Consider the following 26,357-nt stretch of genomic DNA (forward strand, 5'->3'; position numbering starts at 1 on the left):
TTGAATATTAAAATAACTTTGTAGAGTATACGATGTTCCGTACAAACTTACACGAAAAAAAACCGGCTTCTGCCATCAAATTTGACAAAAGGAAGCAAGTTTTATTATCAACGTAATTCTCTTCAATTCAATCTATCATTATCATGAAATTTCCATCCATCTTCAGCTCCGCGAGTCCCAGTCGCTTTGATATCAAACCCAGGTACTACGATCCGGTCAGGGAAGAGATAGAACAAAGGACAGCCAGAATCAAGCGGGAACTTCAGGCCGATGGGAAGTTGGAGTCGGATGAAGAGATGGATGAAGCCTTTCACAGCAATTACGGCTCTTCAATAAGAGGCGCCTTTACCCAAGGTGGACCCATCAAGGGCCGCGGCAGTTCAGTGATGAACAATACCGGTTTCATGAGGCTTTTGATCATCGTTCTCCTCATCGGAGGTGGAATGGGATATGTCTATTATGGGCTACAAGCCCTCTACATATTGGCGATTGGGATATTCGTCATCGTCCTATTGGTGGCATTTTTTAGATTAAAAAAGCCCGCCAGAAGATGAGCGACATCATCCAACTTCTTCCCGATGCCATTGCCAATCAGATCGCAGCGGGTGAAGTCGTCCAACGTCCCGCATCAGCCCTAAAGGAACTGTTGGAAAATGCCGTGGACGCAGGTGCTACGCAGATCCATGTATTGGTCAAGGATTCGGGAAAAACCCTCATCCAGGTGATCGACAATGGAAAAGGGATGTCCCTGACCGATGCCCGAATGAGCTTCGAACGCCACGCTACATCCAAGATCAAGAAATCCCAGGATCTCTTTACGCTGAGGACTTTTGGGTTTCGAGGGGAAGCTTTGGCTTCCATCGCCGCAGTGGCACAAGTGGAAATGAAAACCCGCCAAGACGAACATGAACTCGGAACCCTGATCCAAGTGGAAGGCTCCGAAGTGAAAAAACAGGAACCGATCTCGGCGGCCACCGGAACATCCATTTCCGTCAAAAATTTGTTTTTCAACGTGCCCGCAAGACGGAATTTCCTGAAATCCAATCCTGTGGAAATGAAACACTTGGTGGAGGAATTCCAAAGAGTGGCCCTTTCCTATCCAGAAATCGGATTTTCCTTTATGCAGAATGACATGGACCTTTTCAATTTGGTTCCGGGAAAATTGAGTCAGCGCATCACGGGGATCTTTGGCAAATCCTACCAAGGACAGCTGGTTCCCTGTGAGGAAGATACGCCCCACCTGATTGTAAAGGGATATGTGGGGAAACCCGAAAATGCCAGAAAAACCCGAGGCGAGCAGTTTTTCTTTGTCAACAACCGATTTATCAAAAGCAATTATCTCCACCATGCCGTCACCCATGCCTATGAAGGATTGATGGGCGGAGACATGCAGCCTTTTTATGTTCTTTTCCTGGAAATAGACCCTTCCCATATCGACATCAATGTCCATCCGACCAAGACGGAAATCAAGTTTGATGACGAACGCACGATCTACGCAGTGGTGAGGTCCGCGGTCAAACAAGCTTTGGGCGCACACAATGTCGTGCCCGCACTGGATTTCAGCCTGGACGTCAATTTTACAGAAAACTGGAAGCATGACGAACAAAAAAAGGAGGATGTAAGTCGCGAAAACAGCTATAAAAATTTCAACACCTCCACCTTCAAGAAACAGGATGTTTCGGGTTGGGAAAAACTCTTTGAAGGCAACCTCAATTTTTCAGAAATGACCGAAGAGCAAAGGATTTCCAGGGATGATGACCATGATGTGCTGACGTTTCCCTCCAAGGCAAGTGAATTGGGAAGCAGGGATTCTTTGGCTTTTCCAACCGAGTCCGAAACCACTGGCACGACCTTTCAGGTGGAACTCAATTACATCGTGGCGCAGATGTCTTCGGGCTTGCTTATCTTGGACCAACAGGCCTCCCACGAAAGGATTTTGTACGAACGGTACAAGCGTCAATTGGACAATGCCTCGGGGTCCTCACAGCAATGCCTTTTCCCTCAGCAAATCAATTTGAGCCAAGCCGATTTCTCCTTGGTCTTTGACATGAAAGAAGAGTTGAACAGCTTAGGCTTTGTGATAGAAGAGTTTGGCAAGGAAACCATCCTGATCCAAGGCGTGCCTGCGGACATTCAAGTCAACAATGAAAAGAGCTTGTTTGAGGGCTTGTTGGAGCAGTTCAAACATTTCAAAGCGGAGCTTTCCATAGACAAAAGGGAAAACTTGGCTAGATCACTTGCCAAGAAATCCTCCACCAAAAAAGGCACGCGCCTGAGTTCTCCCGAAATGGAAATTTTGGTTGGGCAGTTGTTTGCTTGCCAAAACCCTAATTATGGACTTTCGGGAAACAAAACCTTCGTCAAACTGGATTTAAATAAGATACACACCTTTTTCAATCGATAAGAAATGTTTAAAAATTTAACACCTGTTGTAAAAAATATTCTGCTGGTCACCGTAGGGGCTTTTGTCATCACTACTTATTTCATGCCCCAGCTCAAGAATTTTTTTGCACTTTATTATGTGCAAAGCAACCGGTTTTTTCCGAGCCAGTTTCTGACCTACATGTTTATGCATGCTGATTTTTGGCATTTGTTCTCCAACATGTTTGGATTGTTTATCTTTGGCCCTTTACTGGAGCAGTTTCTGGGACCAAAGAAAATATTGGCACTTTGGATGGTCTGCGGTGTGGGCTCAGGTTTGTTGTATTCGGGTTATACCGCCTACAGAATGTCCCAATTGGATGATAAAATCAGCCAGTTTTACAGCGACCCCAGCCCTGATCGTTTCAATGATTTTGTGAAAGACAATAGACATTTGTTCAGATCCGGTGTTTATGATTTTGTAGATGCTTATAGCCGGAATCCAGAGGACCCTGGCCTAGTTCAAAGAGCAAAGGAAAACCTTATGGGAGTAAGGGAAATCCAGGCAAATATTCCGATGGTAGGCGCTTCGGGGGCATTGTTTGGGGTGTTGATTGCCTTTGGGATGTTGTTTCCCAATACACAGTTGTTCCTCCTCTTTCCCCCCATGCCGGTCAAGGCCAAGTATTTGGTTTTATTTTATGGACTTTATACGGTTTATAACGTTATCAACAGTAATCCGATGGACAATGTCGCACATTTTGCCCACCTTAGTGGTTTGGTGATCGGGGCGGGAATGGTCTTTTATTGGAAGAAAAACAGAAAAGAATTTTATTGAGGAGATTATGTACGGTGGACTTTGGGACAATTTAAAAAACGCTTTTAAGCACAGCGACAACAGCTTGTATAAAATTCTGGCGATCAATCTGCTGGTATTTTTTACGGTCCTGGTGTTTCGTGTATTCATGACTTTTGCAGGCGCAGGTACTGCATACAAAACGGGCATCAATCTTTTGATGATGCCCGCCGACATCCCCCAGTTTTTGCTACAACCCTGGACCATTATCACCTACATGTTCTTGCATGAGGGGATTTTCCATATTTTGTTCAACATGCTTTTCCTCTATTGGTTTGGCCTATTGGTCCATCAATATCTGGGCAGTCGAAAACTCGCCAATCTTTATATTTTGGGCGGTATCGCCGGTGGGCTGTTTTACCTGTTGATTTACAATATCTCCCCACTCTTCAGCGAAGTATTGGCTACTTCCAAAATGCTTGGCGCAAGTGCGGGGGTTTATGCCGTTGTCGTTGGTGCGGCTACACTTGCCCCGAACACCACCTTCCATCTCTTGCTCCTCGGCCCTGTGAAGATCAAGTACATCGCTATCTTTTATGTGGTGATAGCCTTTGCCAATTCCATCGGGAGCAATGCCGGAGGGGAACTCGCCCACCTGGGTGGAGCCGCCTTGGGATTCTTTTATATTTGGCAATTGCAAAAAGGAAATGATTGGGGAAGACCTGTTCAGGCCGTCGGCCGGTTCTTTGAGAATCTTTTCCGGAATACCCCCAAAGTGAAAGTTTCTTACCGCAAAAAAACCCATTCGGGGCCAAGTGAGTTTACCGCTTCTAAAGTCTCAAAACCAGCACCTAACAGCAGCAAGCCCCAGATGATCGCTACGCAGGATGAAATCGATCAGATCCTGGACAAAATCGCAGAAAAGGGATATGAAGCCCTGAGCAAGGAAGAAAAGCGGAAGCTTTTTGAATTCAGCAAAAAATAAAATCAGTTCAGCAGATATACCGCACCAACCCTGAAAACCGGCCATCTGGTATTTTGGCTTTGGATTTTGAATTCGGTATTGAAGCCAAATCTTTCTGTCGCCTTGATAAAGGCTCCAACACCGAAATTGGCCCCGGGCCGAGTCTGTGACAATCCTGGATCTCCGGGTTGGGTATTGATCCAATAATTGTTGTAGCCACCCATTATGTAAAGTTGGGAAACACCTTCGGTCAAGTAATACCTCAAATCCACATTCATGTTGAAGGAGTTTCCAATCTCCGGGAACCACACCGTAAGCGTTGGGGCCAAGGAAAATTTATCCACAAAGAAATATTCAAAACCCAGATGGCTTCCATAATCCTTTATGGTCAATTTATAATCTCCACCCGCCTGGATTCTCACTTCCCCTTGCTCCTGAGCCTGAATGCTCAAAGCCATAAGGCAAAAAACCATTGACAATATTCCTTTCTTCATATTCTTTTTTTTTGAACCCGTGTCCTACATTACCAATTCGAGTCTGAAATCGCTTACGAATCCGTCTTTATTAACCATTTTGACTTCACCCTATCGGCAATATCCGATGCCCTTCAAGTAGTCTGATTTTCTTGCAGTGATGATCCCATTGGCTAAGCTCATGCATATTTCGGGTTGAATCGCTGTTCAATATAAAAAAGCCGATCCTAAAAACCTTGTTCAGGTATTATTATCGGCTTTTTTTATGGGATAAGAATCCCGCCCCAAAAGAGAATGTATTAGGGCGTGACTATTTTTTCAAAATAGGTGAGTCTTCCCAAATTGTCCATTCCCTGGATAATCACCTTGTATTTTTTAACCACATCATTGTTGTAGAAAGAAATCGAAGCCTTGTTGCCCTCCCATTTAATCTTTGGATTCCAATAAAGCGTAGACCTGAAATCGGGTTTGGCGATCGTTTCAGTATCGTATTTCGGCATGTAATATTCCCTGGAGGTGGAATACCCCGGATAACGGAAATTGAAAACCCCTTCACCAAGACTTTGCATGCCTCCACCTTTTTTGGTGTATATCGCGATGGCACCACCAGCGCCCCCCGATCCAAAAATGGCCAAACTGGCACTCTCCTTGAATACGTCTATCGCAGCAATATCCCTTGGGCTGATCGTGCTGATCAACGAGGCTTCCACCGGCACATTGTCCAGAAAGAAAATAGGGCCCACCCCACTGACAGAACCTGTTCCCCTAATGGTAATGCTGGGTGCTCCGCCCATGGTGCTTGGCTTGATCTGAACGCCGGCCACCCTGCCCTGCAGCATCTGCCAAACATCCGAAAATCCGTCGAGGCCTCCAATATCCTCAGGCTTGATGGTCCTGTCCCCTTTACCGTAAACCCTGCTGATGACTTCTTCCTCTGGATCTATTTTTTGGGATTGGACCACAAACTCATCGATATCGATGGCTTCCATTTCGTCAAAAGCAGCGGATGCCTGTCTCCTTTTTTCGGCGTTGGTCAAATAATCCCTCAGGGAAGGATTCAATTCAAAACTTCTCAAAGCTGGCTTGAATCCCTCCCATGTCACATATTTGGCCAAAGGTGCGTCCAAAGAGACTTCCACAAACTCCTTATACCGCTTGTCACTTGCCGTTAGGATCAACTGTGTGGTATCCTGAATTGTCAAATCGTCGATGATGAATTTGCCGTTTTCGGCAAAATCCACGATCATAAAGTCTTCCTGGTTTCCCTTGCTGAACACATTGATATTTCCTCCGGTCAACCCACGTTTCCCGTCTGTCTTCGGCTTTACCATCCCGGTAATATTGATTCCCTGTTCGATGAAGTTTGCATTGTCAAACTGCTCCGCCAAAAGTTTATCCCAATTGAACCTTCTCCAACCATGCGTCAACATGATCAAATCAATCCCTGCATCGTCATGGGATTGACCCAAGAGATCATGTGCCTGGTGGATGTTTCCCTTCAATTCGGATTCTAACTTGAGATAGGATATGATATTGCTCACCGATCCGTAGGGAAGTTCATTGGCATCGGTAACCGCAATACTGTAACTGCCCCCTTCGAGGTTATCACCCTCCAAACTGAGCTTCCAAGTATTTTTTGCTCTTGGTGAAGTTTCCATTTTCCCTTCGTCAAGTGCTATTTTCACCGTTTGATCCAAGGGAACAAATACCAGCCGCTCTGCCAAAGGATTTCCTTCAGGTTCGAAAAAAGTGATTTGATTGATACCCGGAGGCAATTGGGATTTGTTGATCCTTGCTCCGGTCACACCATTCCTGAGGTCGATTTTTTGCATGTGTCCGATCCTTCCCCTGGCATGAACCACCAGCAAACCTTCTCCCGATGGAGATATGGAGTTGAAACCTGCCGCCTGGATCAATATATTGACGAGACCTTCCTTGCTGTTGTCAACGGACAGATTGACGCCTTTTTCGAGAACCCTTGGCAAATCTTTGGAAAACACTCCTTCTTGCGCACTTATTTTGGCTGTATATTTTTCGCCTGCGAGAGGATTGAACTCAAAGGAACCCAGACCCCTCTCGTTGGTACGCCAAAGGATTTCCTGCTGCCCAGCTTGGAGACTTCCCTCCAAAATGGCTGGGGACCCGTCTGGATAAATGGCTCTCACGGCGACCTTGTTGTTGAACCCAGCGATCAAATCTCCCCCTTCCGGCAAAAACTGAAGATCAATGGATTGTAGGGGAAACGGCAATAAAAATTTTCTGGAAATGGAATATTCGGCATTCTCTAGAAGTGAGAGTGACAAAGCCACCACGCCTTGCAACTGGCTCAATGGAATTTGGAATGTAAGTTCGTTTTTGCCATCGGCATCCAATACCACATTTCCTTCTTCGATGACTTTTCCCTTGGAAAGCAGTGCATACGTCAGCGTCTCACCGGATAGTGGCTGTAGCGATCGGTTCAGCGCACTGATGGCAGCACGATAGGAAACCCCATCGCCATTCGCTGTTTTTTCGAATACTACCGAAGGCTGAAACTTCAAGTTGTAAGGCTCCATCACTTCAATGGTCTGGGAAAAAACTGCTTCTTCCCCAAAACCCCTCATCCAGTGTGTGTAGGCCTTGATTTGGTAGATTCCTTCTCTGGTAAAATTGTCCAATTTGAAATCACCAAAACCATGACCGGCTTCCATTTGGATGGTCTTTTGTTGAAGAAGAACTCCATCGTTGTCCAAAAGATCCACATACACCACTTTGCTCAATGGGGAAGGGATGTCAGGACTGCCTGCAGTCAGATAAACACTGAACCAGACATCCTCTCCGGCTGCATAAAGCGGTTTGTCGAGATGGAGGAAGACTTTTTCCTCCGGCACATCGTCCACGTAATTCCCCAATAGGGAAATGATCTTATTGGTCAATTCGTTGATATCGGAACGCGAATTGAAAGCAGTCGATGAAATAAAAAAAGTGAGAATAAAAATGGGTAAAACATACTGTATTTTTTTCATGCTAATCAAAGAGTTAATCTGTGAGAGGTATTTCAATTGCTGGGTTTTCGATCAATTGGTAGAACGGCAAAAACAGGTTTCGGTTCACTCCCCCCTTCTTTGCCCTCCTATGCTTAAATCCGCACACAATATAACTATATAATAAAATAGTTCACAATCTTCTTAAAAAATTTACGATTAATTGTGATTTTTAACCCAATATAACTTTTCAGTCAAATTCTATCATTTTGACTTAACAAAAAATACATCCATGAAAATCATTTCTCACTAAACTTAGGCAGTCAATTCGTTCTTGTTGGCCAACTGGCCGCAGGCTGCGTCGATGTCTTGGCCACGGGATTTTCGGACCTTGGCGATGATTCCGTTACCCTCCAAAATCCGGACGTACATGTCGACCGCCTCCTTGGATGCTTGACGGAATTCGCCTTCATCGATGGGATTGTACTGGATGATATTGACTTTTGAGGGGATGATTTTACAGAATTTGGAAAGCGCTTTTGCGTGGATTTCGTCATCGTTTATGCCTTCCCAAATGACATATTCATAGGTGACGGGACTCTTGGTGTGTTGGTACCAATATTTCAAGGACTCCGCCAAATCCTCTATGGGATTGACCTCATTGATGGGCATGAGTCGGCTCCGGGTTTCATTGATGGCAGAATGGAGGGACACCGCGAGGTTGAACCTGACGCCATCATCCGCCATTTTCCGGATCATCTTTGGGATACCAACAGTCGAAAGCGTGATTCTTCTCGGCGCCATGCCCAATCCTTCAGGTGAAGTGATCTTATTTATGGCTTCCATCACATTGCTGTAATTCAACAAGGGTTCACCCATTCCCATAAAAACAATATTGGTCAGCGGGCGATTGAAATAAGTTTCGGCTTCTTCCTTGATGGCCACGACCTGGTCGTAGATTTCATCAGGATTGAGGTTTCGCATTCTCTTCAAGCGTGCCGTCGCACAGAAATTACAGTCTAAGCTGCAACCCACTTGTGAGGATACGCAGGCTGTAATTCGCTTGGAGGTGGGGATCAGGACGGATTCCACGATTTTATCATCAAAAAGCTTGACCGCGTTTTTGATGGTCCCGTCCGAAGAATGCTGCATCTCATCCACCCGGATATGGTTGATGATGAAGTTGGCCTTCAGCATCTCACGGGTCTCTTTCGAGATATTGGACATGTCGTCGAAGTTCTTCAGGGATTTTTGCCAAAGCCATTCATACACTTGTTTGGCCCGGAATTTTTTATCTCCTTTTTCGATGAAAAATTCTTCCAACTGCTCCAGTGTCAGTTTCCTGACGTCTCTCTTTGTGCTACTGTCCATGGTGCAAAGGTAAGGAATAGATTTGGGAGATTGAAGGAATGAAAAACCGAAACCGCCAAATCGGTCCAGGGAATTCGTGTATTGGAAAAAGCTACGTTAAAAATCGTGTTCGATGGGCATTCCCTCCATGAAAAACACAAACCCCCAATATCCGATTAATTTTTATCTTTGTTTTTTACCAAAACAACACCCCCTTGTCCAGAACCAAAAGATTTATCCTTCCGCGTCTTTATTTCCTGAAACTCGCCCTGGCAAAAGCCAAACTGAAAATAGGCATCCGGTTGGGTTTGGTCAGGTCCCTGATGATCATGCCCTACAAAGGTTTTGGCAACGAAAATGAAATCCATTTTGTGGTGCGGGTGATCAGGGACAGGGGAATCGGGATTTCCCAATTGGAGGACAGCTCTTGGAGAAACTTCAAAAAAATGTACAAGCGCTTTATGACCTGGCAGATTCCTGGCGCAAGGGTAAAAGCCACATTTCACGGGATGGAGCAGGTTTCTGAGACAGATGAGGAAGGCTATGCAGAATTTCATCTCCCCATTACGGCGTCTTTTGTTCCAAATGGCCTTTGGCATGAGGTACAATTGTCCTTGCTCGATCAAATCATCCCAAAACAGGGCGAAGTCAGGGCTGAAAACAGGATCCTAATGCCCTCGGGAAATGTGGAGTATGGGATCATCTCTGATATCGATGACACGATCGTCCCCACGGGCGCAACCAGAATTTGGGAAATGCTGAAGACCACTTTTTTTGGCAATGCACATTCAAGGGTTCCTTTTCCAGGGGTTTCTGCATTTTATCAGGCACTGGCCAAAGGCAATGACGGCATTGAAAGCAATCCTTTTTTTTACATCTCCAGTTCTCCCTGGAATCTTTATGATTTTTTGATGGAGTTTTTGAATGTCCACGATATACCTCGTGGACCGCTGATGCTTCGAGACCTGGGATTGTCCAGAGAACAATTTATTGCGGGGAGCCATTCTGAGCACAAGCTTTTGCAGGTCGAGAAAATTTTTGAAATCGAGCGGCACCTTCAGTTTATTCTGATCGGGGATTCTGGACAGCATGACCCGGAAATCTACCTGCAGGTGATCCAAGATTATCCGGGAAGGGTGAAAGTGGTGTACATCCGGGATGTGGATCCCGGGCGGCATGCCGCTTTGGAAAAAATCAAGGCTGAAGTTCGGGCCCTCGGTGTAGACATGATGCTCGTCACAGATACCACCGAAGCCGCAAGGGATGCGATTTCAAGGGATTTGATTGTCGATTCAGACCTATTCAAAATAGAAAAATCAAAAACCCTAGATGAAAAGAAGGAGATTTGAGGCACTGTTGTGATTTTTATTTGGTTCACGGCCTCTGGCATTTGCCTTTTCTTAAAAAAGGCTGAAAGACGAGTTAAAGGGGATCAATACCGAAACCGAGAGAGAAAATTGGAGAGAATTGAAGGCAAATGAGGAGTGACATTCCATTTCTTCATTTTTGCCAACCCGATTACACAAACAAACTCAAAAGCAACACCATTGCCAGCGTCGTCATCCCCATCAAACCCGTCAAAAGTGTATAGGCTTTCAGGGCTTCTTTGACAGTTAGCCCAGTAAATTCCTTGACAATCCAAAAATAACTGTCATTGGCATGGGAAACGGTCATGGCACCGGCACCAATCGCTGAAATGCACAAACTGGTGAAAAATGCGTTTTCCAAAAGTCCGGCCGGAATGATACTCAAAGCGATGGAAGCCGCAATGATCATGGCGGAAGTGCTTGAACCCTGGGCAGTTTTCAGAAATGCCGCCAATCCGAAACAAACCAGCAACCATGTCCATCCTGATGTTGCGGACAAATTCATTTCCCTGAAAATCTCTTCCAAGCCGATTTGCTTCAGAATGGCCCCAAATCCAGCCCCAGCTCCCGTCAACACCAAAATAGGTCCTGCAATGACGATCCCTTTTGCGAAAGATTCCGAAAATAGGCTCTTCTGCGTTTCGGGATCCCGGAGCTTGGCGTAACCGATAGACAAACCTACCGAAATGGCCACCAGTGGATTCCCCATGATTTTGAGTGTTTTGTTCAGCAGCTCGCCTTCAAAAAACCCGGAAAGATTTCCCAGTCCAATCAACAACAAAGGCACCAAAAGTACCGCCGCCGACCAAAAAACAGCAGGCTGAGAATTTGATTCCACATTTTCGGTGGGAGTTGTTTTGGTTTTTTGGTTTTCAGGGAAAACCTTCTTGTACCTTCCTGCCCACCAACTGATCACCAAAAGCACTGGAATCATGATGATCAGCCCCAACAAAAGCACCAAACCCAATTGATTTTCCATGCCAAATATCCCGGCCACGGCCAAAGGGCCGGGTGTCGGGGGAATCAAAATATGGGAAAGGTACAATCCCCCAGCAAGGGACAAGCTGAAAGTCAATGGAGAAATCCCGGATGTCTGGGCAAGGTTTTTCCCGATGGGGTTCAGCAGGATAAATCCCGAATCACAAAAAACAGGCACGCCAACCACAGCTCCCATAAAGGTGGTGCTGAGCGCCGGTATTTTCTTCCCAGCGCTTTCCCATAAAGCATTGGCCAGCCGGACGGCGGCATTGCTTTTTTCAAGAAGAATCCCGAAGATACATCCCAAAATGATAATCAATCCAATCTGCCCAATCAATCCCCCAAAGCCTTTGGTAAATTCATCCAACGCCTTCAAAAAATCCATCCCCGCTGCCATTCCCACCCAAACCGAAGCGACGATCAATGCCACCAAAGGGTGGATTTTAAGTTTGGAAGTACTTACAATTATCCAAAGAATGGCGAGGGAAATATGAAGGAGTAAGGACATTACTGAAAAATAAGAGAGATTATGCCGAAACACAAAAGGTTTCGTGATTAACATTCTTTTTAGGGAAAAAACCTCGAAAAATGGAAATCAATTTACTTCTTCAAAATTGCTTCAAGAAATGTTATTTATATTGAAACATGAAAATTCTTCTTGTCGAGGACAATGTCGATTTGACAAATAATATTCTGGAATACCTGAACAAAGAAGGGAACATCTGTGAATCCTGCTTGAATTGCTTTGATGCGCAGGACAAATTGCTCATGTTTGAATACGACTGCATTTTACTCGACATCATGCTCCCCGATGGAAATGGCCTTGAGATTTTGCGGTTTATCAAAGCGCAGAAAATCAACTCAAATGTTCTGATCATTTCCGCAAAAAATTCCCTGGAAGACAAGGTGACGGGTTTGGATCTTGGTGCAGATGATTACCTGACCAAACCCTTTTATCTCCCCGAACTATTGGCAAGGCTGAAGGCCATTTATAGAAGAAACCATCTGGATGGGAACGAAAAGCTGATTTTCAATGAAATCATCCTGGACACCAAAAATGGAGAAGCACAGGTCTGCGGAGAAGCCCTTGATCTAACCAAGAAAGAGTTCGATTTATTGCTGTTTTTTCTAACCAACAAAAACCGCGTGCTTGGCAGACAGGTGATCGCACAGCATCTTTGGGGGGATTACACGGATGATTTGGCCAATTTTGATTTTGTCTATCAGCACATCAAAAATCTCAGGAAAAAAGTATGCAAGGCGGGAGGAAGCGATTACATCAATACCGTCTATGGCATCGGGTATAAATTCAACACTGTTTTGCCATGAAACTGATCAATATTTTCACCATATGGTACCTGGGCATTTCTTTCGTTGTCCTGCTTCTGGGCGGGGTGTTGATTTTCAAAAAACTGGAATCAGAGATTGATTTTGAGCAAGGCAAAGAACTCGAGCGGCAATTGGACAGTTATGCGCAAAGAATTGAAAATGGTGCCGCTCCCAAGAAAATCAAAACGGAAAGATTGGAAATCGCGGAATTGCCAACGGAAAAGGCCTTGGTGCCTTTGACTGTCCGGGACACCATCGCATGGCATGACCAATTGGAACAGATGGAAAGACAGCTCAAAGCAAGCAGATCCTACCTGATCAATGGTAGGCATTATTATCTGTCCACCTACAATATTGTGATTGAAACGAGCGACATCACCGAAACGGTCGTACAGACAATGCTTGCAATCTTTGCTTTATTGTTAATCTTCACAGCGATCACGGGTCGATATATTTCCAAAAAAATTCTTTCCCCCTTTCATAAAAGTCTTGAAAAGATCAGCACATTTTCCTTTCAGGAAAACAAACCTCTTGTTTTCGAAACCACCCGAATGGAGGAATTTGAAAAGCTAAATGCATTTCTTGAAAAAATGTCTGGCAAACTATTGAAGGATTATCGGGTGATGAAGGAGTTTTCAGAGAATATTTCCCACGAAATCCAAACCCCTGTGGCAGTCATGAGGGGAAAACTGGAATTGCTGATCGATAGTCCGATCACCGACCTCCAGGCAGATTTGATCCAATCGGCGTATCAGTCCAATGAAAAGTTAACCAGAATTGTGCATTCCTTGTCGGTGTTGGCGAAATTGGAAAATAGGGAATTTGAGTTTTCGGAAAAAATCAACTTTTCATCCCTTTTGACTCAATCCACACATGATTTTGAAGACCTGATCGATCTAAAAAATATTTCATTGGTAAAACAAATAGAAGAAAACGTATTGATTTCCATCCATCCTTATTTGGCGGAAATCCTATTGAACAACTTATTGACCAATGCCATAAAACACAATTTCACAGGCGGATCGATCGAAATCAGGCTTTGCCAAGACCATTTGATCGTAAAAAATTCTGGCATTGAACCCAAACTAAATACAAATGAACTTTTTGAGCGCTTTAAAAAAGGGAATAACAATTCTGATTCCATTGGCTTGGGCCTGTCCATTGTGAAACAAATCTGTTTCCTTTCAGGTTTCCGGATTGGTTATCAATTTGAGAAGCCTTTTCATTTGGTGAAGCTTTCATTTCGATAATCCCAAACTTCAAAATTGATACAAATTGTGGAGATATACTTGTATCAAATATCAATGTTGCGCCGGTTATGAAATCAAGATTCCCACATTTGGAAGTCCCCCTTCTCGTTTTTTTCATCCTGTTGGCCTTTTCGGCAAACAGCCAGACCAATGAAAATCCATTTTCCTTAAAGGGTAGGGTAATGGATGTGGATGCAGGCATACCCGTTCCATTTATGCAAGTTGCCCTTTTTGTGCCGGGGAATGAAACCCCTGAAAGTTATTCTAAGACCAATGATCAAGGTGAATTTTTTTTGGATGCCAAAGCGGGAACCTATACTTTGAGATTTTACCTGATTGGCTATTCTCAAAAAGAAATCAATAACTTAAAAATCAGCGGCAACCTTGATTTGGGAAAAGTTGAAGTGGAGGTCGAAAACCAAGATCTTCAAGAAGTGATTGTGACCACGAGCAAACTCCCTTTCAGGGCGGATATAGAAGGAATTACCATCAACCCAGAACAAAATCTTTCCAATATTGGGGGATCTCTTTTGGATATTTTGAGAAACACTCCTTCAATCAGTGTATCTGAGGACGGCACTGTTTCCCTGAGAGGAAGCAGCGGAACCAATATTTTGATCAATGGAAGAAATTCATCCTTGACCCAGAATTTGGACCAACTTCCCGCCAGCGCCATCGAGCAAATAAAAATCATCAACAATCCCAATGCCCGGTTTGATGCCGAAGCCGAAGGTGGAGTCATTGACATTATCCTAAAAAGAGGACAGGATTTGGGATCCAATGGTGGGGTTGAATTCACTTATGGTACCCGCGGAAGAATGAATACCGGAGCAAGGTTCAACCACAGAACCTTAACCTACAATGTGTATGGCGGCTATAATCTCCGCAGATGGAGAGATGCAGGGGAAAGAAGTTCTGTCCGGGAAATTTTCGGTGACAATGAAATCCTATCCCAAAACACATCCTCCAGAAGTGAAAACCTTGGCCATACTTTCAATTATGGTGGCGATTATTATTTCGGGAGAAATATCATCAGTTATGAAGGCGTTTTCAGCACCAGCATGGACAGTCAGGTAAATACTTTATTCTCTGAACTGAATGACAAAAGCTCGGGGAATCTCTTGCTGGATTATGTGAGAAGAAACAATGAAACAGAGTCAGATGATGGCTTGGACAATGCGATCATCTATGAAAGAACCTTCGATGATCCCAATCGCCAACTTAGATTCACCGCCAGCAATTCCTTTAGAAATCAATTCAAAACCCAGAACATCGACATCTTCAGGAATACCTTGGACCCAAATCCCGAAAATCGGAATGGTCAGGAAAGGGCATTCACCGATGAAAAAAGATATATCTCCGTATTTCAGTTGGATTATATCCATCCCATCAACGAAAAATCTAAATTCGAGACAGGATTGAAATCCAATCTCAGAAAGTTTGACAACGACTATCGCTATTCGAGACTTGTGGAAACAACACAGACTTTTGAAGAAGATCCCACCATCAGCAACACGTTTTTGTATCAGGACCAGATCCATGCGGGATACTTTATTTACGCCAAAACAGCCAAAAAATTCGATTATTCAGTTGGATTGAGGGGAGAATACACCGTAGTAGACACCTATCTCAAAAACACAGACGAAACAAATAAACAGGATTATTTCAATTTGTTTCCAAGTTTCCAAACCTTGTACAAGTTCAATGAAAAGCATTCACTTAAAGCGACTTATAGCCGACGGATAGATCGCCCAACTGCATGGAGACTCAATCCATTTCCGGACATTACCGATTCACTGAATGTGCGCCGTGGCAATCCCAATCTGAAACCTGAAATGATCCACTCCGTTGAATTTGGGCATATGGCCAATTTGGAAAAGTCAAGCTTCACCACCAACCTCTTTTACAGGCAAGTTTCAGGGCAATTGGATTTCATCACCATCATCGAAGATGGCATCTCCATTTCTCAACCTGACAATTTGAATACCGCTGAATCTTACGGCGCAGAATTTATCGGACTTGGAGAGATTGCCCCTTGGTGGACTTTGAGTGGAGGACTCACGATGTTTAGGATAAAAGTGGACGGGTCGAATATTGGCGAAGAATTTGTCAACAGTGGTTTCGCATGGAACACAAAGATTACCAGTGATTTCAAATTGCCGCTTGACATCAACTTGCAATTCGTTGGAAACTATGAATCCGCAGAAATTGAAGCCCAAGGTCGAGACCTATCCCAATATTACATTGATGCAAGCATCCAGAAAGCATTCCTCAAAAACAAGGGCAATTTCTCAGTCAGTTTAAGGGATATTTTTGATACAAGAAGATTCGCAGGAAATAGTCTGACAAACAGTTTTTCACAATCTTTCTATGCCAAAAGAGAAACCCGGATCTTGATTATGAGTGCCAGATACAGTTTCTAACTGCTTCAATTAAGGGCTTTTCAAAGAGAACCAAATCATTAAACCACCAACAATCGGCAAGTCTAATCTTTTTCAGGAAAAGATTAGACTTGCTTTTTCATCCATTCCTTCATCGCCAGAAAAACCCCGTTGGTCCAACCGAATCCATCCTGAACCGGATATTCGCCACCTCCGGCTTCCTGACTGAGGTCTTCCACATTGTATTTCTCCATCATCTTTCCTGTCCGCTCAAATACCTGCTCATTTAGCTGGGTCCAGCGATGGGCCAGATCCAGCGCAAGTTCATTATTGCCATAGTTGTGCATTGCCAAAAAACCGATCCACTGCAAAGGAGCCCAGCCATTGGGGGCATCCCATTGCTGTCCGGAATACTGGTTGGAGGTGACCAAACCACCCGGTTTCAGGAAATTCTTTTCGGCGTACTCCAGTACCCTTTCTGCCTGGCTTTCATGGGCAACATTCGTCCAAAGTGGAAAAAACGCTGCGAGTGAAGGCCTATAGACCGTCTCTTTGGTTTTCCAATGGATATCCAAAAAAAGCCCGGAGCGATCGTCCCAGAAATGCTGCTGAATTGCCTTTTTGCGGTTGGCCCATTTCTGAACGAACGCCTCTGCTTCCGCGATCCTATCGGAAATGGCAAGGGATTTGGCAATGATCCTTTCGATCTCTGCCATCAAGACATTCAGGTCAACGGGAAGGAGATCAAAGGTTTCGATACTTTTCAATTCCATTGGATCCTTGAGCCATCGGGAACTGAAGTCCCAACCGGATTCGCATGCTGCACGGATTTGGCGGAGAAGCTCAGGGGTGTTTCCAGCACTTTCCAACAATTCCAAATCCTCCACAAAAGACTCCGGCCTCGGTGTATCCAGGTCATCATAATATCGGTTCAGATAAATGTTCTCCTCAAACTTCACTACCCGGGAAATTGCTTCTCCGGTATTCAATTGATCCGCCCCGGCCATCCAAAAATCATATTCCTTCAGCATTGCGGGAAGGTATTGGAGGAAGATTTTTTCATCCTGCATCACTTCCGCCAACAATTCGACCATTTTGGCGAAAAAAGGAGGTTGACTTCGGGAAATGAAATAACTCCGGTTGCCATTCGGAATATGGCCCACCGTCTCTATCAAATGGGCAAAATTATCGACCATTGATGCCATCAGAGCAGTTTTTCCGGAAACTTTCAATCCCAAAAGCGTAAAGTAACTGTCCCAATAATAGATTTCCCCAAACCTTCCCCCGGGCACGATATATGCCTTTGGCAATGGAATCAGGCTGGAATTTTCGACCTGTTGATCCGGTGCTCTTTCGAGTAGGTCCCATTGGAGGTGCAGCCTTTTTTCCAAAGGAAGATCCCTTGGAAGTTGAGCGGAGTCCACAATTGCTTGGGTCTTGAAATTTTCCCTGACAAAATCCACCAAGGAAAAACCCTCATGGTGGCTGCTTTCCCGAAAATCCCGCAGAATTTCCGCAACGGGTTTTTGGGGAATCGCATCCACAAACATCTTGGAATCCTGAAAAACCCCGCCCAGTTGCACTGCTTCAAACAACTCGCCATACATCGTCTCGGGTGTCAATGGAGTTTTCATGCGTTTTTATTTACTTGTCTGTTCAATAATATCAATACTCCACACAAAAGTAGGATGGGAATAAGCGAGAAATAAAAGGCGGTGGTTCCCCCATAGGCCTCAAACATATTGCCGGTGATGATGGATCCGGTAGTCCCGCCCAAAGCAGAAAAAACCACAATCAAACCTGACATCGAACTCTGCATGTATTTGGGCAATGCACTCAACACCACGGAATTGATGGTGGGATAAATCGGAGCGAGAAACAAACCCATAATGGGAAAAACATACACCACAGAGGGCGCATTGAACCAGGTGATGGTCGTAGTGGCTTCTGGCAAATCAGCCGTCAAGGGCAAAGTCAAAAGGACACAGGATCCCACCAAAACCGTACATGTCAACGTCACCGTCAACCAATGGACCCTTTTCAGCAGGAGCCCCGCCAACAAACGACCCAAGGCCAAAGCACCTGCCAAAACCGCCCCGGCCTGAATGCCCATACTGGCAGGAACTTTCAATACTTCTTGGTAAAAGGTAGGTGTCCAAGTCATAAAGCTTTGCTCCACCAAGACAAACAAAAACGCCGACGCTGCAAAAACCAGCACCAATGGCTTGGCAACCAATTTTATCATTTCCATAAATTCATTGGAATACAGGGTGCTGTCCCTTTTGGATGCAGACTCATTGATCTCGCTAAAATACAGAAGCAAGGCTGCTAGCAGCGTCAAAGCACCCAAATACCAATAGATGTTCAGCCAAGTGGCCGAACTTGGGTCCGCATCATTGACAAAAAGGCTGAAAAACACATTACCCAAGAGCACTCCCACCATGAAAAACCCCTCGATGGTACTCATCAGACTGCTGTGTTCTTTAGGAGTATCGGTGACCAAACCAATGGTTGCAAAAACACTGACCTTGATCACTGCAAAGGAAATCCCCACCACGGCAAAGAGCAATTTGAAATACCAAAACTGATCGGCAATCAAGGGCATCAAAAAACAAATGGCCGCTACCGCAAGAAGCGCAACCAGCATCCCCCTTCGGATTCCGAGTTTTGGCAAAAATGAGGCGAAAATAAAGGAGAAAATGGCAATCGGCAAATCCTTGAACCCTTCCAGCAAAGAAGCCTCCGCCTTGGTCACATCAAAAGTCCGCTGTACCTGAAGAATAACGGCCCCCACAGAATTGAGCAGAACCGCAAATACCATGTAATTGAAAATCAGTGATAATCTGATGAGAAGTTTTGAGGACATAAAATTGGGAGATCAAGACTGGGCAAGCAAAGGAATTTGCAATTGGAATTGTTTTGGCTGGAAAAATAAGGAATTTTGATTGAATAGTGCCAGAATACAATATTTTGATTCAAGATGGCAAGAGTTTAAACCGGCAAGATTCCAGAAAAGCACAAAACAAAAACAGGTGAAGTTTTGACGCCCCACCTATTTTGTATGCAATATCCATCTTGCCTAAGAATTTTGAATCACTGGCAATGAAAGCATGTGATCATTTGGCCATCAAATACCAGCCTTTGGGATCTACTTCGATCGGTACATCACTTTTTATCACCATCGGTTTTTTCGACAAAACCATTCTTTCCAAACCTTTGGAAGTTTTGACCTCCACAGGCATTTCAAATTCAATATTGGACAAACTCACTTTATACTGGTTTTTACCCTTTTTCCGAACATTTACTTTGGGAACACGGACCGATTTCAGATACAAGTCAAAAAAGCCCTGCAAATCCTTTCCCGAATATTGCTGGGCAAATTCCGTGAAGTCAGCCGTTTCCACAAGATTATTATAGGTAAATCGCTCGTCGGAAGTGAATGCTTTGAGCATCGGGAAAAATATTTCATCGCCCAAAAAGTAGCGGAGGGAATGGATGATATAAGCGCCTTTGGTGTAAATTTCACCGTGATAGGCATAGTCGGACGTTGAATTTCTGGGGGAAACCACCGGTCGCGCATGGGCAATGCTCTTGCGAACAGAAGCCACTTTTTCATGATAGGCGTCTTCTCCTCCATGTTCCCTAAAGAACAACCAATCGCCATAGGCGGTCAATCCCTCGTGGATCCAAAAATCCGCCCAATCCTTGACCGAGACCTTGTTGCCAAACCACTCGTGCCCCAATTCATGGTGCAGCAACCAATCGTATTGTACTTTTCCCATGGGGACAAATTGGTAATTGTTGCCATAGGCATTGATGGTCTGATGCTCCATGCCGAGGTAGGGAGTTTCGACCACGGCTATTTTATCATTGGGAAAGGGATAAGGGCCAAAATATTTTTCATGGGTTTTGGCACTTGTTTCCAACACCTCCAAAAGCGATTTGGCTTTGTCCCTGTTTTCCTGAAGGACATACACTTTCATGGGAATTTCCATCCCATCGGCACTCAGAAAGGTTTTCGATTCCTCATGGAATGCCCCAAGGGTAAAATTGATGTTGTAATTGTTGATCGGGTATTCTGTGGCCCAATGATAGGTAACTTTGTTTTCGGTTTCTGTGGCACGGATGAGCTGCCCGTTTGCAGCCACAAAGTAGGATTTGGGTGCAGTGAAAATCAGATCCACGCCGTTTTGGGGCTCACTGGAAGGATGATCAAGACAAGGCATGAAGATTTTCGCCCCTTCATTTTGGGAGGAAAGTCCCATCCAGTGATTGTCCAACTGGTCCATTTCCCATGTGAAGCCACCTGTCCATGGCGGACGAATGGCGATCGGAGTCTTGCCGCCATAGTGAATCTCCACATCCTGACAACTGCAATCGATAGGGAAAATATCCAGCGTATCCCCAAAATGACGGAAGGCGATTTCTTTCCCATCCATGATTACCTTGTTGACGGTGTATTCTTCGATCAGGTTGAGGCGCAAGGTGTCCAGTTTTTCGGTAGCCGAAAAAGTGACCCTGTTGAGCCCATGAATTTCCTGTTTTTCGGGAAAAATCTCCAGTTCCAGTTGGTAATGAAGGATCTGGAATTTTTCCTGAAGTGGATCAATCGGTCCACCCCAAGCCCAGTTTTTTTGGATTTGGGAAAATGAAAATTGGGAGATAAAAAAGAATAGTAGAAAAATCGGGAAAGTTTTTTTCATCTGATGAGGGTATTTTGATTTAAAAATATAAAAATCAATCCAGTTCAGGACATTTTTAGTCAATATTACGTAAAGATAGAAATGTCTCAGCAAACTACAACTTACTTACATTCCCTATGAGAAAAACAATCTTACTATTGGTAATGGGGCTAGTATTGCTATCCTGCAGGAATGAAGAGGAAAAGCCTATCGCAGCTTGTGGCGTATCCAATCCAGCAAGTGAATTGCCTTGGCTGGCTACAAAGATCACTGAAATGGAATCCGGCTCCCTTCGGGAATTATTTTATGTGGCCCAAACAGAATTGAATGGGCAAACACTATTTATTTTTGGCAACTGCTGCGCCGTATGCAATTCCGTAGCACCCGTGTACAATTGCGAAGGAGAGGTGTTGGGATTACTTGGCGCTCAGGATGGTATATATGGATTTGAATTGCTCAGTGACAGTAGAATCATTTCCAAGTACAATAGCTGTTTCGTAAGTGCTACCTGATTACTATTTTAATAAATTAAGTCCAGGTTCAAAACTTTTCAAATTGGGGAGGGCAAAAAAAAGCCCCAGAATCGATCTGGGGCTTCATATTTATTGAATTCGTGTTCTTCGAAAATTAATCAAGTGTTTGATTTATCAAACCGTTTCTGCTACTTCCGCATATTCCTCCACTGGAATACAGCTACAAACCAAATTCCTGTCTCCATATGCGGAGTCAATTCTTCTGACAGTTGGCCAGAATTTATTGCCTTTCACATAAGGAAGTGGGAAAACAGCCTTTTCTCTGGAATACGGGAAATCCCAATGGTCTGCCAGAGCCAATCCAGCAGTATGTGGTGAATTTTTCAAGACGTTGTTGTCTCTGTCTGCTGCTCCAGACTCCACATCTCTGATTTCCTCTCGGATGCTGATCATGGCATCACAGAACCTGTCGAGTTCAGATAAGGTTTCGGATTCGGTTGGCTCGATCATCAAGGTGCCGGCCACAGGGAAGGAAACCGTCGGTGCGTGGAATCCATAATCCATCAATCGCTTGGCGATGTCCTCCACTTCAATTCCGAAATCCTTGAAAGCTCTACAATCCAAAATCATTTCGTGGGCAGCCCTTCCGTGTGTTCCGGTATAGAGAATTGGATAATGCTCTTCCAGCCTTGCCTTCATGTAGTTGGCATTCAGGATGGCTATTTTGGTTGCATTGGTCAAGCCATCTCCTCCCATCATTGAGATGTAAGCGTAAGAAATGGCCAAAATACTTGCACTGCCAAAGGGGGCAGCAGAAATGGCGGTAATCGCCTGCTTGCCTCCAGTTTTCACCAGAGGATTTCCCGGAAGGAAAGGAACCAAATGCTTGGCCACACAGATCGGGCCTACGCCAGGTCCGCCTCCACCATGTGGGATACAGAAAGTCTTGTGGAGATTCAGGTGACAAACGTCCGCGCCAATAATGCCCGGACTGGTCAAACCAACCTGAGCATTCATATTGGCTCCGTCCATGTAAACTTGTCCTCCATTGTCATGGATCAACTGGCAGATTTCTTGGATGGCTTCCTCAAACACCCCATGGGTGGAAGGATACGTCACCATCAATGCCGCCAGATCATTTTTATGTTCAAGGGCTTTTGCCTCAAGGTCTGCTACGTCAATGTTTCCCTTCTCATCACATTTCACCAAAACCACTTTCATCCCTGCCATGATCGCAGATGCTGGATTGGTACCATGCGCCGAAGTTGGAATCAAGGCAATGTTTCTATGGTGGTCTCCCCTACTCAAGTGGTAGGCTCGGATGACCATCAAACCCGCATATTCTCCCTGTGCACCAGAATTGGGCTGCAAGGAGGTGTCGGCAAAACCAGTGATTTCTGTCAACCAATTTCTAAGGTTTTGGAACAACTCATAATAGCCTGCGGCTTGGTCTTGGGGTGCATAGGGATGCAGCTGTCCAAATTCTGGCCAGGTGACCGGAACCATCTCTGAAGTCGCATTCAACTTCATTGTACAGGAACCCAAGGAGATCATAGAGTGCACCAAAGAAAGATCCTTGTTTTCCAGACGTTTGATATACCTGAGCATTTCATGTTCGGAATGGAATTGGTTGAACACAGGATGGGTAAGGTATTCGGATTTTCTGGCCAATGCTTCCGGCAGATTGATTTCCAAACCATCCACCAAGGCATTGATATCGACTTTGGTCTTGATGTTCGTTGATTTTGCAAAAACTTCCACTACTGCGGTCACATCTTCTAAAGTCTTGACCTCATCAAATGTCAGAATAATCGCTCCTTTTTCATACCTGAAATTCATTTCGGAAGAAAAGGCAAATGCGTGGATTTTGGATTGCTGGACCTCATCGGCTTTGATCCGAATGGTGTCGAAATAATTTTCGTTCAACTGCTCAAAGCCCAGGGATTTCAATGCCTTTCCGGTGAGTTGGGCAAGTCCATGGATTCTGCTTGCGATTTCTTTTAGCCCTTTTGGACCGTGATAGACCGCATACATCCCCGCCATGACAGCAAGAAGCACCTGTGCCGTGCAGATATTGGAGGTTGCTTTTTCTCTTTTGATATGTTGTTCACGGGTCTGGAGAGCCATTCTGTAGGCGTTGTTTCCATCCTTATCCACGGAAACACCAATGATTCTTCCCGGAATCTGTCTTTTAAACGCTTCTTTGGTTGCAAAAAATGCGGCATGAGGACCGCCAAATCCCATCGGAACCCCGAATCGTTGGGTGGTGCCGACTACGACATCCGCACCCATTTCACCTGGAGGTGTCAATAAAGTCAAGCTCAACAAATCTGCTGCAAAGGCAACGAGCACTTTGTTGGCTTTGGCGGAAGCAAGGAGTGCTGTGTAATCGATGGCTTGACCGTCCGAATTTGGGTACTGCAACATCATTCCGTAAAGTTGCGGATCAGTCAAGTCCAAGGCCGACAAAGGCGCGATTATCAATTCAATCCCAACCGGAACCGATCTGGTAATCAACAAGTCTTTGGTCTGCTCAAAAATCTTTTCATCGACAAAATACCGGTTGGCATTTTTTTTCTCTTTTGGTTTGGACGCGTGCAGCATGGTCATGGCTTCGGCAGCTGCGGTGGCTTCATCCAACAAGGAGGCATTTGCAAGCTCCATCCCTGTAAGTTCGATAACAGTAGTTTGAAAGTTGATCAAAGCTTCCAATCTTCCCTGTGCGATTTCGGCTTGGTAAGGGGTATATGCCGTGTACCATCCCGGATTTTCAAGGATATTTCTCAGAATGACACCTGGTACAATCGTGTCGTGGTAGCCCAAACCGATAAAGGATTTGAATATCTTGTTTTTCGATGCGAGCAGTTTGAAGGATTTCAAAAACTCAGCCTCCGATTGTGCGGCAGGCAAGTCCAATGGCTTTCCCGTCTGGATGGATTTGGGAATGGTCTGATCGATAAGTTCGTCTAAAGAAGCGGCGCCTATCTTATTCAACATGAACGTGATCTCCTCAGAAGAAGGACCATTGTGCCTGTTTTCAAATTTTGTAGTTGGAGTGAGATTGATTTTCATCATCAATGTTGATTGTGAGAGATTTGGGTTATATCTACCTTGATTTTTGGTAGGGCAAAGGTAAGAAATATTGAATGATAATAATTTTAGGAGGCAAAGAAATATAGCACTGTAACACTCAAATTGATAAACGGTTTCATTCTGATTGGAATAATTGATAAGTTTAAAGCCTAGAATAGTAATAACCCTTATTTATAACTTATGAAAAGAAATTATGCCTTGACAGGCGCACTTCTGTTGATGTTCTCTTGGCAGGTCAATGCTCAGGACATGGCCGTCAAATATGCTTCCACCATCACTGCCGGTGATTTGGAAAAACACCTGACCATCTTGGCTTCCGACGAAATGGAAGGAAGGGATACCGGAGAAAAAGGCCAGAAGATGGCTGCCGAATACCTTGCTAAATTTTATGAAGGCTTGGGACTGGCTGGTCCTGTGGATGGGAGTTATTACCAAAAATTCAACCTTGCCAGCGTTTCATTCCCTGAGGTAAACTTGACTGTTGGGAAAAAGAAATTGGTAAACAACCAAGATTTTGTTTTTATCGGAGACGGTGACATGAAGAAAGCAGCCAAAGCTGATTTGGTTTTTCTTGGTCTGGCTTCGCCCGAAAACCTTGCAAAAGTAGATGTAAAGGGTAAGATCGTCGGTCTTTGGGCCATCGGAAGCCGTGCGCAAACGGTCGTGAAAGATGTGATGGATGCGGGTGCAGCAGGAATCGTCATCGTGACCATGGAAGGTCAAGCAAATTTTGACCGCTTGGCCAACAGATACAAATCCTTGAGCGGTAAAGGAAGACTTGGTTTTGAACAAGAAACCAAACAAGAGCCGATCTTCTTGGTGAGCAGTGACCAAATGTCCTCCCTTTTCGCCACTCCCGTAGAGATATTGAAAGAGGCTGCCAAAAACAATCCGGAATCCATCAAGATCCAAAAAGCCAGCTTCTTGGTAAAGAAAAGCAAAAAACTCGTCCCTACAGAAAATGTGATGGCCTACTTGGAAGGCACAGACAAAAAGGAGGAAGTGTTGGTGATTTCTTCCCATTATGACCATACTGGCATCGACAGCGAAGGAAGAGTCAACAATGGCGCCGATGATGATGGCTCTGGAACGGTTTCCGTCATGGAGATAGCCGAAGCTTTTGCCATGGCTGCCAAAGACGGCATCAAGCCAAGAAGAAGTATTCTATTCTTGAATGTAACCGGTGAGGAAAAAGGACTTTTGGGCTCTGAGTACTATTCCGACCACCCTATTTTTCCTTTGGAAAACACGGTGAACAACATCAATATCGACATGGTCGGAAGAATCGACTATGAGTATCAAGATGCCGAGAACAAGGATTATGTTTACGTGATCGGGTCAGAGATGCTTTCTTCCCAGTTGAAAACCATCAATGAATACAACAACATTACCCACACGAATTTGATTTTGGATTACAGGTATGATGCGGAAGATGATCCGAACAGGTTCTACTACCGCTCGGACCACTACAACTTCGCAAAACACAATATCCCTGTTATTTTCTTCTTCAATGGTGTTCATGATGATTACCATCAGCACACGGATACGGTTGACAAAATCGAATTCCCATTGATGACCAAAAGAGCACAATTGATCTTCCACACCGCTTGGGATCTAGCCAACAGGATGAACAGAACTCCTGTGGACCGAACAAGCACGAGGGCCGAAAGATAGTCCCATTAACCCGTAAATAGGATTTGGCAGCATAACCAAATACGGGCTGAATTTAGAAATATTGGAAACCCCTTCGGATTTTGATTCGGAGGGGTTTTTTAATTGAGTTGAACCCGTTTTATGTATTATTAACGCCATTCAATATTGTAATTTACTGATAATCAATTAGCTGTTGACTATTCTTGACTTCACCCTGTTGGTTTCAGGAATTATTCTCCCAATA

At 44.6% G+C, this 26,357-nt stretch carries 18 protein-coding genes; 10 read left to right on the forward strand and 8 right to left on the reverse strand.

Going from position 1 to position 26,357, the window contains the following annotated elements:
• The first annotated feature begins 143 nt into the window (after window positions 1-143).
• The 4 genes from Q7J63_RS07200 to Q7J63_RS07215 are packed head-to-tail and all read left to right on the forward strand — an operon-like array spanning window position 144 to window position 4,142.
• A complete protein-coding gene (locus Q7J63_RS07200; protein WP_019596356.1) occupies window positions 144-554 on the forward strand; it encodes a hypothetical protein in 411 nt (136 codons plus the stop codon).
• Window positions 551-2,404 (forward strand): DNA mismatch repair endonuclease MutL, encoded by a 1,854-nt coding sequence (gene mutL / locus Q7J63_RS07205; protein WP_019596355.1) that lies wholly within the window; start codon window positions 551-553, stop codon window positions 2,402-2,404. The genes Q7J63_RS07200 and mutL overlap by 4 nt, the downstream gene beginning before the upstream one ends.
• A 3-nt stretch (window positions 2,405-2,407) precedes the next feature.
• On the forward strand, window positions 2,408-3,199 hold the full coding sequence (locus Q7J63_RS07210; RefSeq protein ID WP_019596354.1) for a rhomboid family intramembrane serine protease: 792 nt from the start codon (window positions 2,408-2,410) through the stop codon (window positions 3,197-3,199).
• A gap of 7 nt (window positions 3,200-3,206) precedes the next feature.
• Window positions 3,207-4,142, forward strand: a complete 936-nt coding sequence (locus tag Q7J63_RS07215; protein WP_304885034.1) for a rhomboid family intramembrane serine protease — start codon at window positions 3,207-3,209, stop codon at window positions 4,140-4,142.
• A 2-nt stretch (window positions 4,143-4,144) separates the two neighbouring features.
• Here Q7J63_RS07215 and Q7J63_RS07220 read toward each other — a convergent pair whose 3' ends face one another.
• The 3 genes from Q7J63_RS07220 to rlmN all read right to left on the reverse strand — a co-directional run bounded on the left by Q7J63_RS07220 (window position 4,145) and on the right by rlmN (window position 8,928).
• Window positions 4,145-4,615 (reverse strand): hypothetical protein, encoded by a 471-nt coding sequence (locus Q7J63_RS07220; protein WP_304885036.1) that lies wholly within the window; start codon window positions 4,613-4,615, stop codon window positions 4,145-4,147.
• A 278-nt stretch (window positions 4,616-4,893) separates the two neighbouring features.
• Window positions 4,894-7,599: a TonB-dependent receptor plug domain-containing protein gene (locus Q7J63_RS07225; RefSeq protein ID WP_304885038.1), complete on the reverse strand. Its 2,706-nt coding sequence runs from the start codon at window positions 7,597-7,599 to the stop codon at window positions 4,894-4,896.
• A gap of 273 nt (window positions 7,600-7,872) precedes the next feature.
• Entirely contained in the window at window positions 7,873-8,928 is a 1,056-nt protein-coding gene (rlmN, locus tag Q7J63_RS07230; RefSeq protein ID WP_019596349.1) for a 23S rRNA (adenine(2503)-C(2))-methyltransferase RlmN, read from the reverse strand.
• 194 nt (window positions 8,929-9,122) lie between these two features.
• On the opposite strand from rlmN, the gene Q7J63_RS07235 reads away from it, so the two are divergent.
• Entirely contained in the window at window positions 9,123-10,256 is a 1,134-nt protein-coding gene (locus tag Q7J63_RS07235; RefSeq protein ID WP_304885040.1) for an App1 family protein, read from the forward strand.
• A gap of 169 nt (window positions 10,257-10,425) precedes the next feature.
• On the opposite strand, the gene Q7J63_RS07240 is transcribed toward Q7J63_RS07235, so the two are convergent.
• Window positions 10,426-11,760: a GntP family permease gene (locus Q7J63_RS07240; RefSeq protein ID WP_304885042.1), complete on the reverse strand. Its 1,335-nt coding sequence runs from the start codon at window positions 11,758-11,760 to the stop codon at window positions 10,426-10,428.
• Between the two features lie 137 nt (window positions 11,761-11,897).
• On the opposite strand from Q7J63_RS07240, the gene Q7J63_RS07245 reads away from it, so the two are divergent.
• The 3 genes from Q7J63_RS07245 to Q7J63_RS07255 all read left to right on the forward strand — a co-directional run bounded on the left by Q7J63_RS07245 (window position 11,898) and on the right by Q7J63_RS07255 (window position 16,254).
• Window positions 11,898-12,581: a response regulator transcription factor gene (locus Q7J63_RS07245; RefSeq protein ID WP_304885044.1), complete on the forward strand. Its 684-nt coding sequence runs from the start codon at window positions 11,898-11,900 to the stop codon at window positions 12,579-12,581.
• Window positions 12,578-13,831, forward strand: coding sequence for a cell wall metabolism sensor histidine kinase WalK (locus tag Q7J63_RS07250; protein ID WP_304885046.1), 1,254 nt, complete (start codon window positions 12,578-12,580; stop codon window positions 13,829-13,831). The genes Q7J63_RS07245 and Q7J63_RS07250 overlap by 4 nt, the downstream gene beginning before the upstream one ends.
• Window positions 13,832-13,899: 68 nt before the next feature.
• Window positions 13,900-16,254, forward strand: coding sequence for an outer membrane beta-barrel family protein (locus tag Q7J63_RS07255; protein WP_304885048.1), 2,355 nt, complete (start codon window positions 13,900-13,902; stop codon window positions 16,252-16,254).
• Window positions 16,255-16,337: 83 nt separating this feature from the next.
• Here the strand turns inward: Q7J63_RS07255 and treF are convergent, their stop codons facing one another.
• The 3 genes from treF to Q7J63_RS07270 all read right to left on the reverse strand — a co-directional run bounded on the left by treF (window position 16,338) and on the right by Q7J63_RS07270 (window position 20,915).
• Window positions 16,338-17,846: an alpha,alpha-trehalase TreF gene (gene treF, locus Q7J63_RS07260; protein ID WP_304885050.1), complete on the reverse strand. Its 1,509-nt coding sequence runs from the start codon at window positions 17,844-17,846 to the stop codon at window positions 16,338-16,340.
• The gene (locus tag Q7J63_RS07265; protein ID WP_026333461.1) at window positions 17,843-19,078 is read right to left on the reverse strand and encodes a sugar MFS transporter; all 1,236 of its coding nucleotides are present in this window, start codon (window positions 19,076-19,078) and stop codon (window positions 17,843-17,845) included. The genes treF and Q7J63_RS07265 overlap by 4 nt, the downstream gene beginning before the upstream one ends.
• Window positions 19,079-19,328: 250 nt before the next feature.
• Window positions 19,329-20,915 carry a M1 family metallopeptidase gene (locus tag Q7J63_RS07270; protein WP_304885051.1) on the reverse strand — a complete coding sequence of 529 codons (1,587 nt, stop codon included), beginning with the start codon at window positions 20,913-20,915 and terminating at the stop codon, window positions 19,329-19,331.
• 116 nt (window positions 20,916-21,031) lie between these two features.
• Between Q7J63_RS07270 and Q7J63_RS07275 the strand changes: the two genes are divergently transcribed.
• Window positions 21,032-21,406 carry a hypothetical protein gene (locus Q7J63_RS07275; RefSeq protein WP_304885052.1) on the forward strand — a complete coding sequence of 125 codons (375 nt, stop codon included), beginning with the start codon at window positions 21,032-21,034 and terminating at the stop codon, window positions 21,404-21,406.
• Window positions 21,407-21,541: 135 nt separating this feature from the next.
• Here Q7J63_RS07275 and gcvP read toward each other — a convergent pair whose 3' ends face one another.
• Window positions 21,542-24,439 carry an aminomethyl-transferring glycine dehydrogenase gene (gene gcvP, locus Q7J63_RS07280; RefSeq protein ID WP_304885688.1) on the reverse strand — a complete coding sequence of 966 codons (2,898 nt, stop codon included), beginning with the start codon at window positions 24,437-24,439 and terminating at the stop codon, window positions 21,542-21,544.
• A gap of 201 nt (window positions 24,440-24,640) precedes the next feature.
• On the opposite strand from gcvP, the gene Q7J63_RS07285 reads away from it, so the two are divergent.
• Window positions 24,641-26,134 (forward strand): M28 family peptidase, encoded by a 1,494-nt coding sequence (locus Q7J63_RS07285; RefSeq protein ID WP_304885053.1) that lies wholly within the window; start codon window positions 24,641-24,643, stop codon window positions 26,132-26,134.
• The last annotated feature ends 223 nt before the right edge of the window (window positions 26,135-26,357 follow it).

Source organism: Rhodonellum sp., from assembly GCF_030656585.1.
Classification (GTDB): Bacteria; Bacteroidota; Bacteroidia; order Cytophagales; family Cyclobacteriaceae; genus Rhodonellum; species Rhodonellum psychrophilum.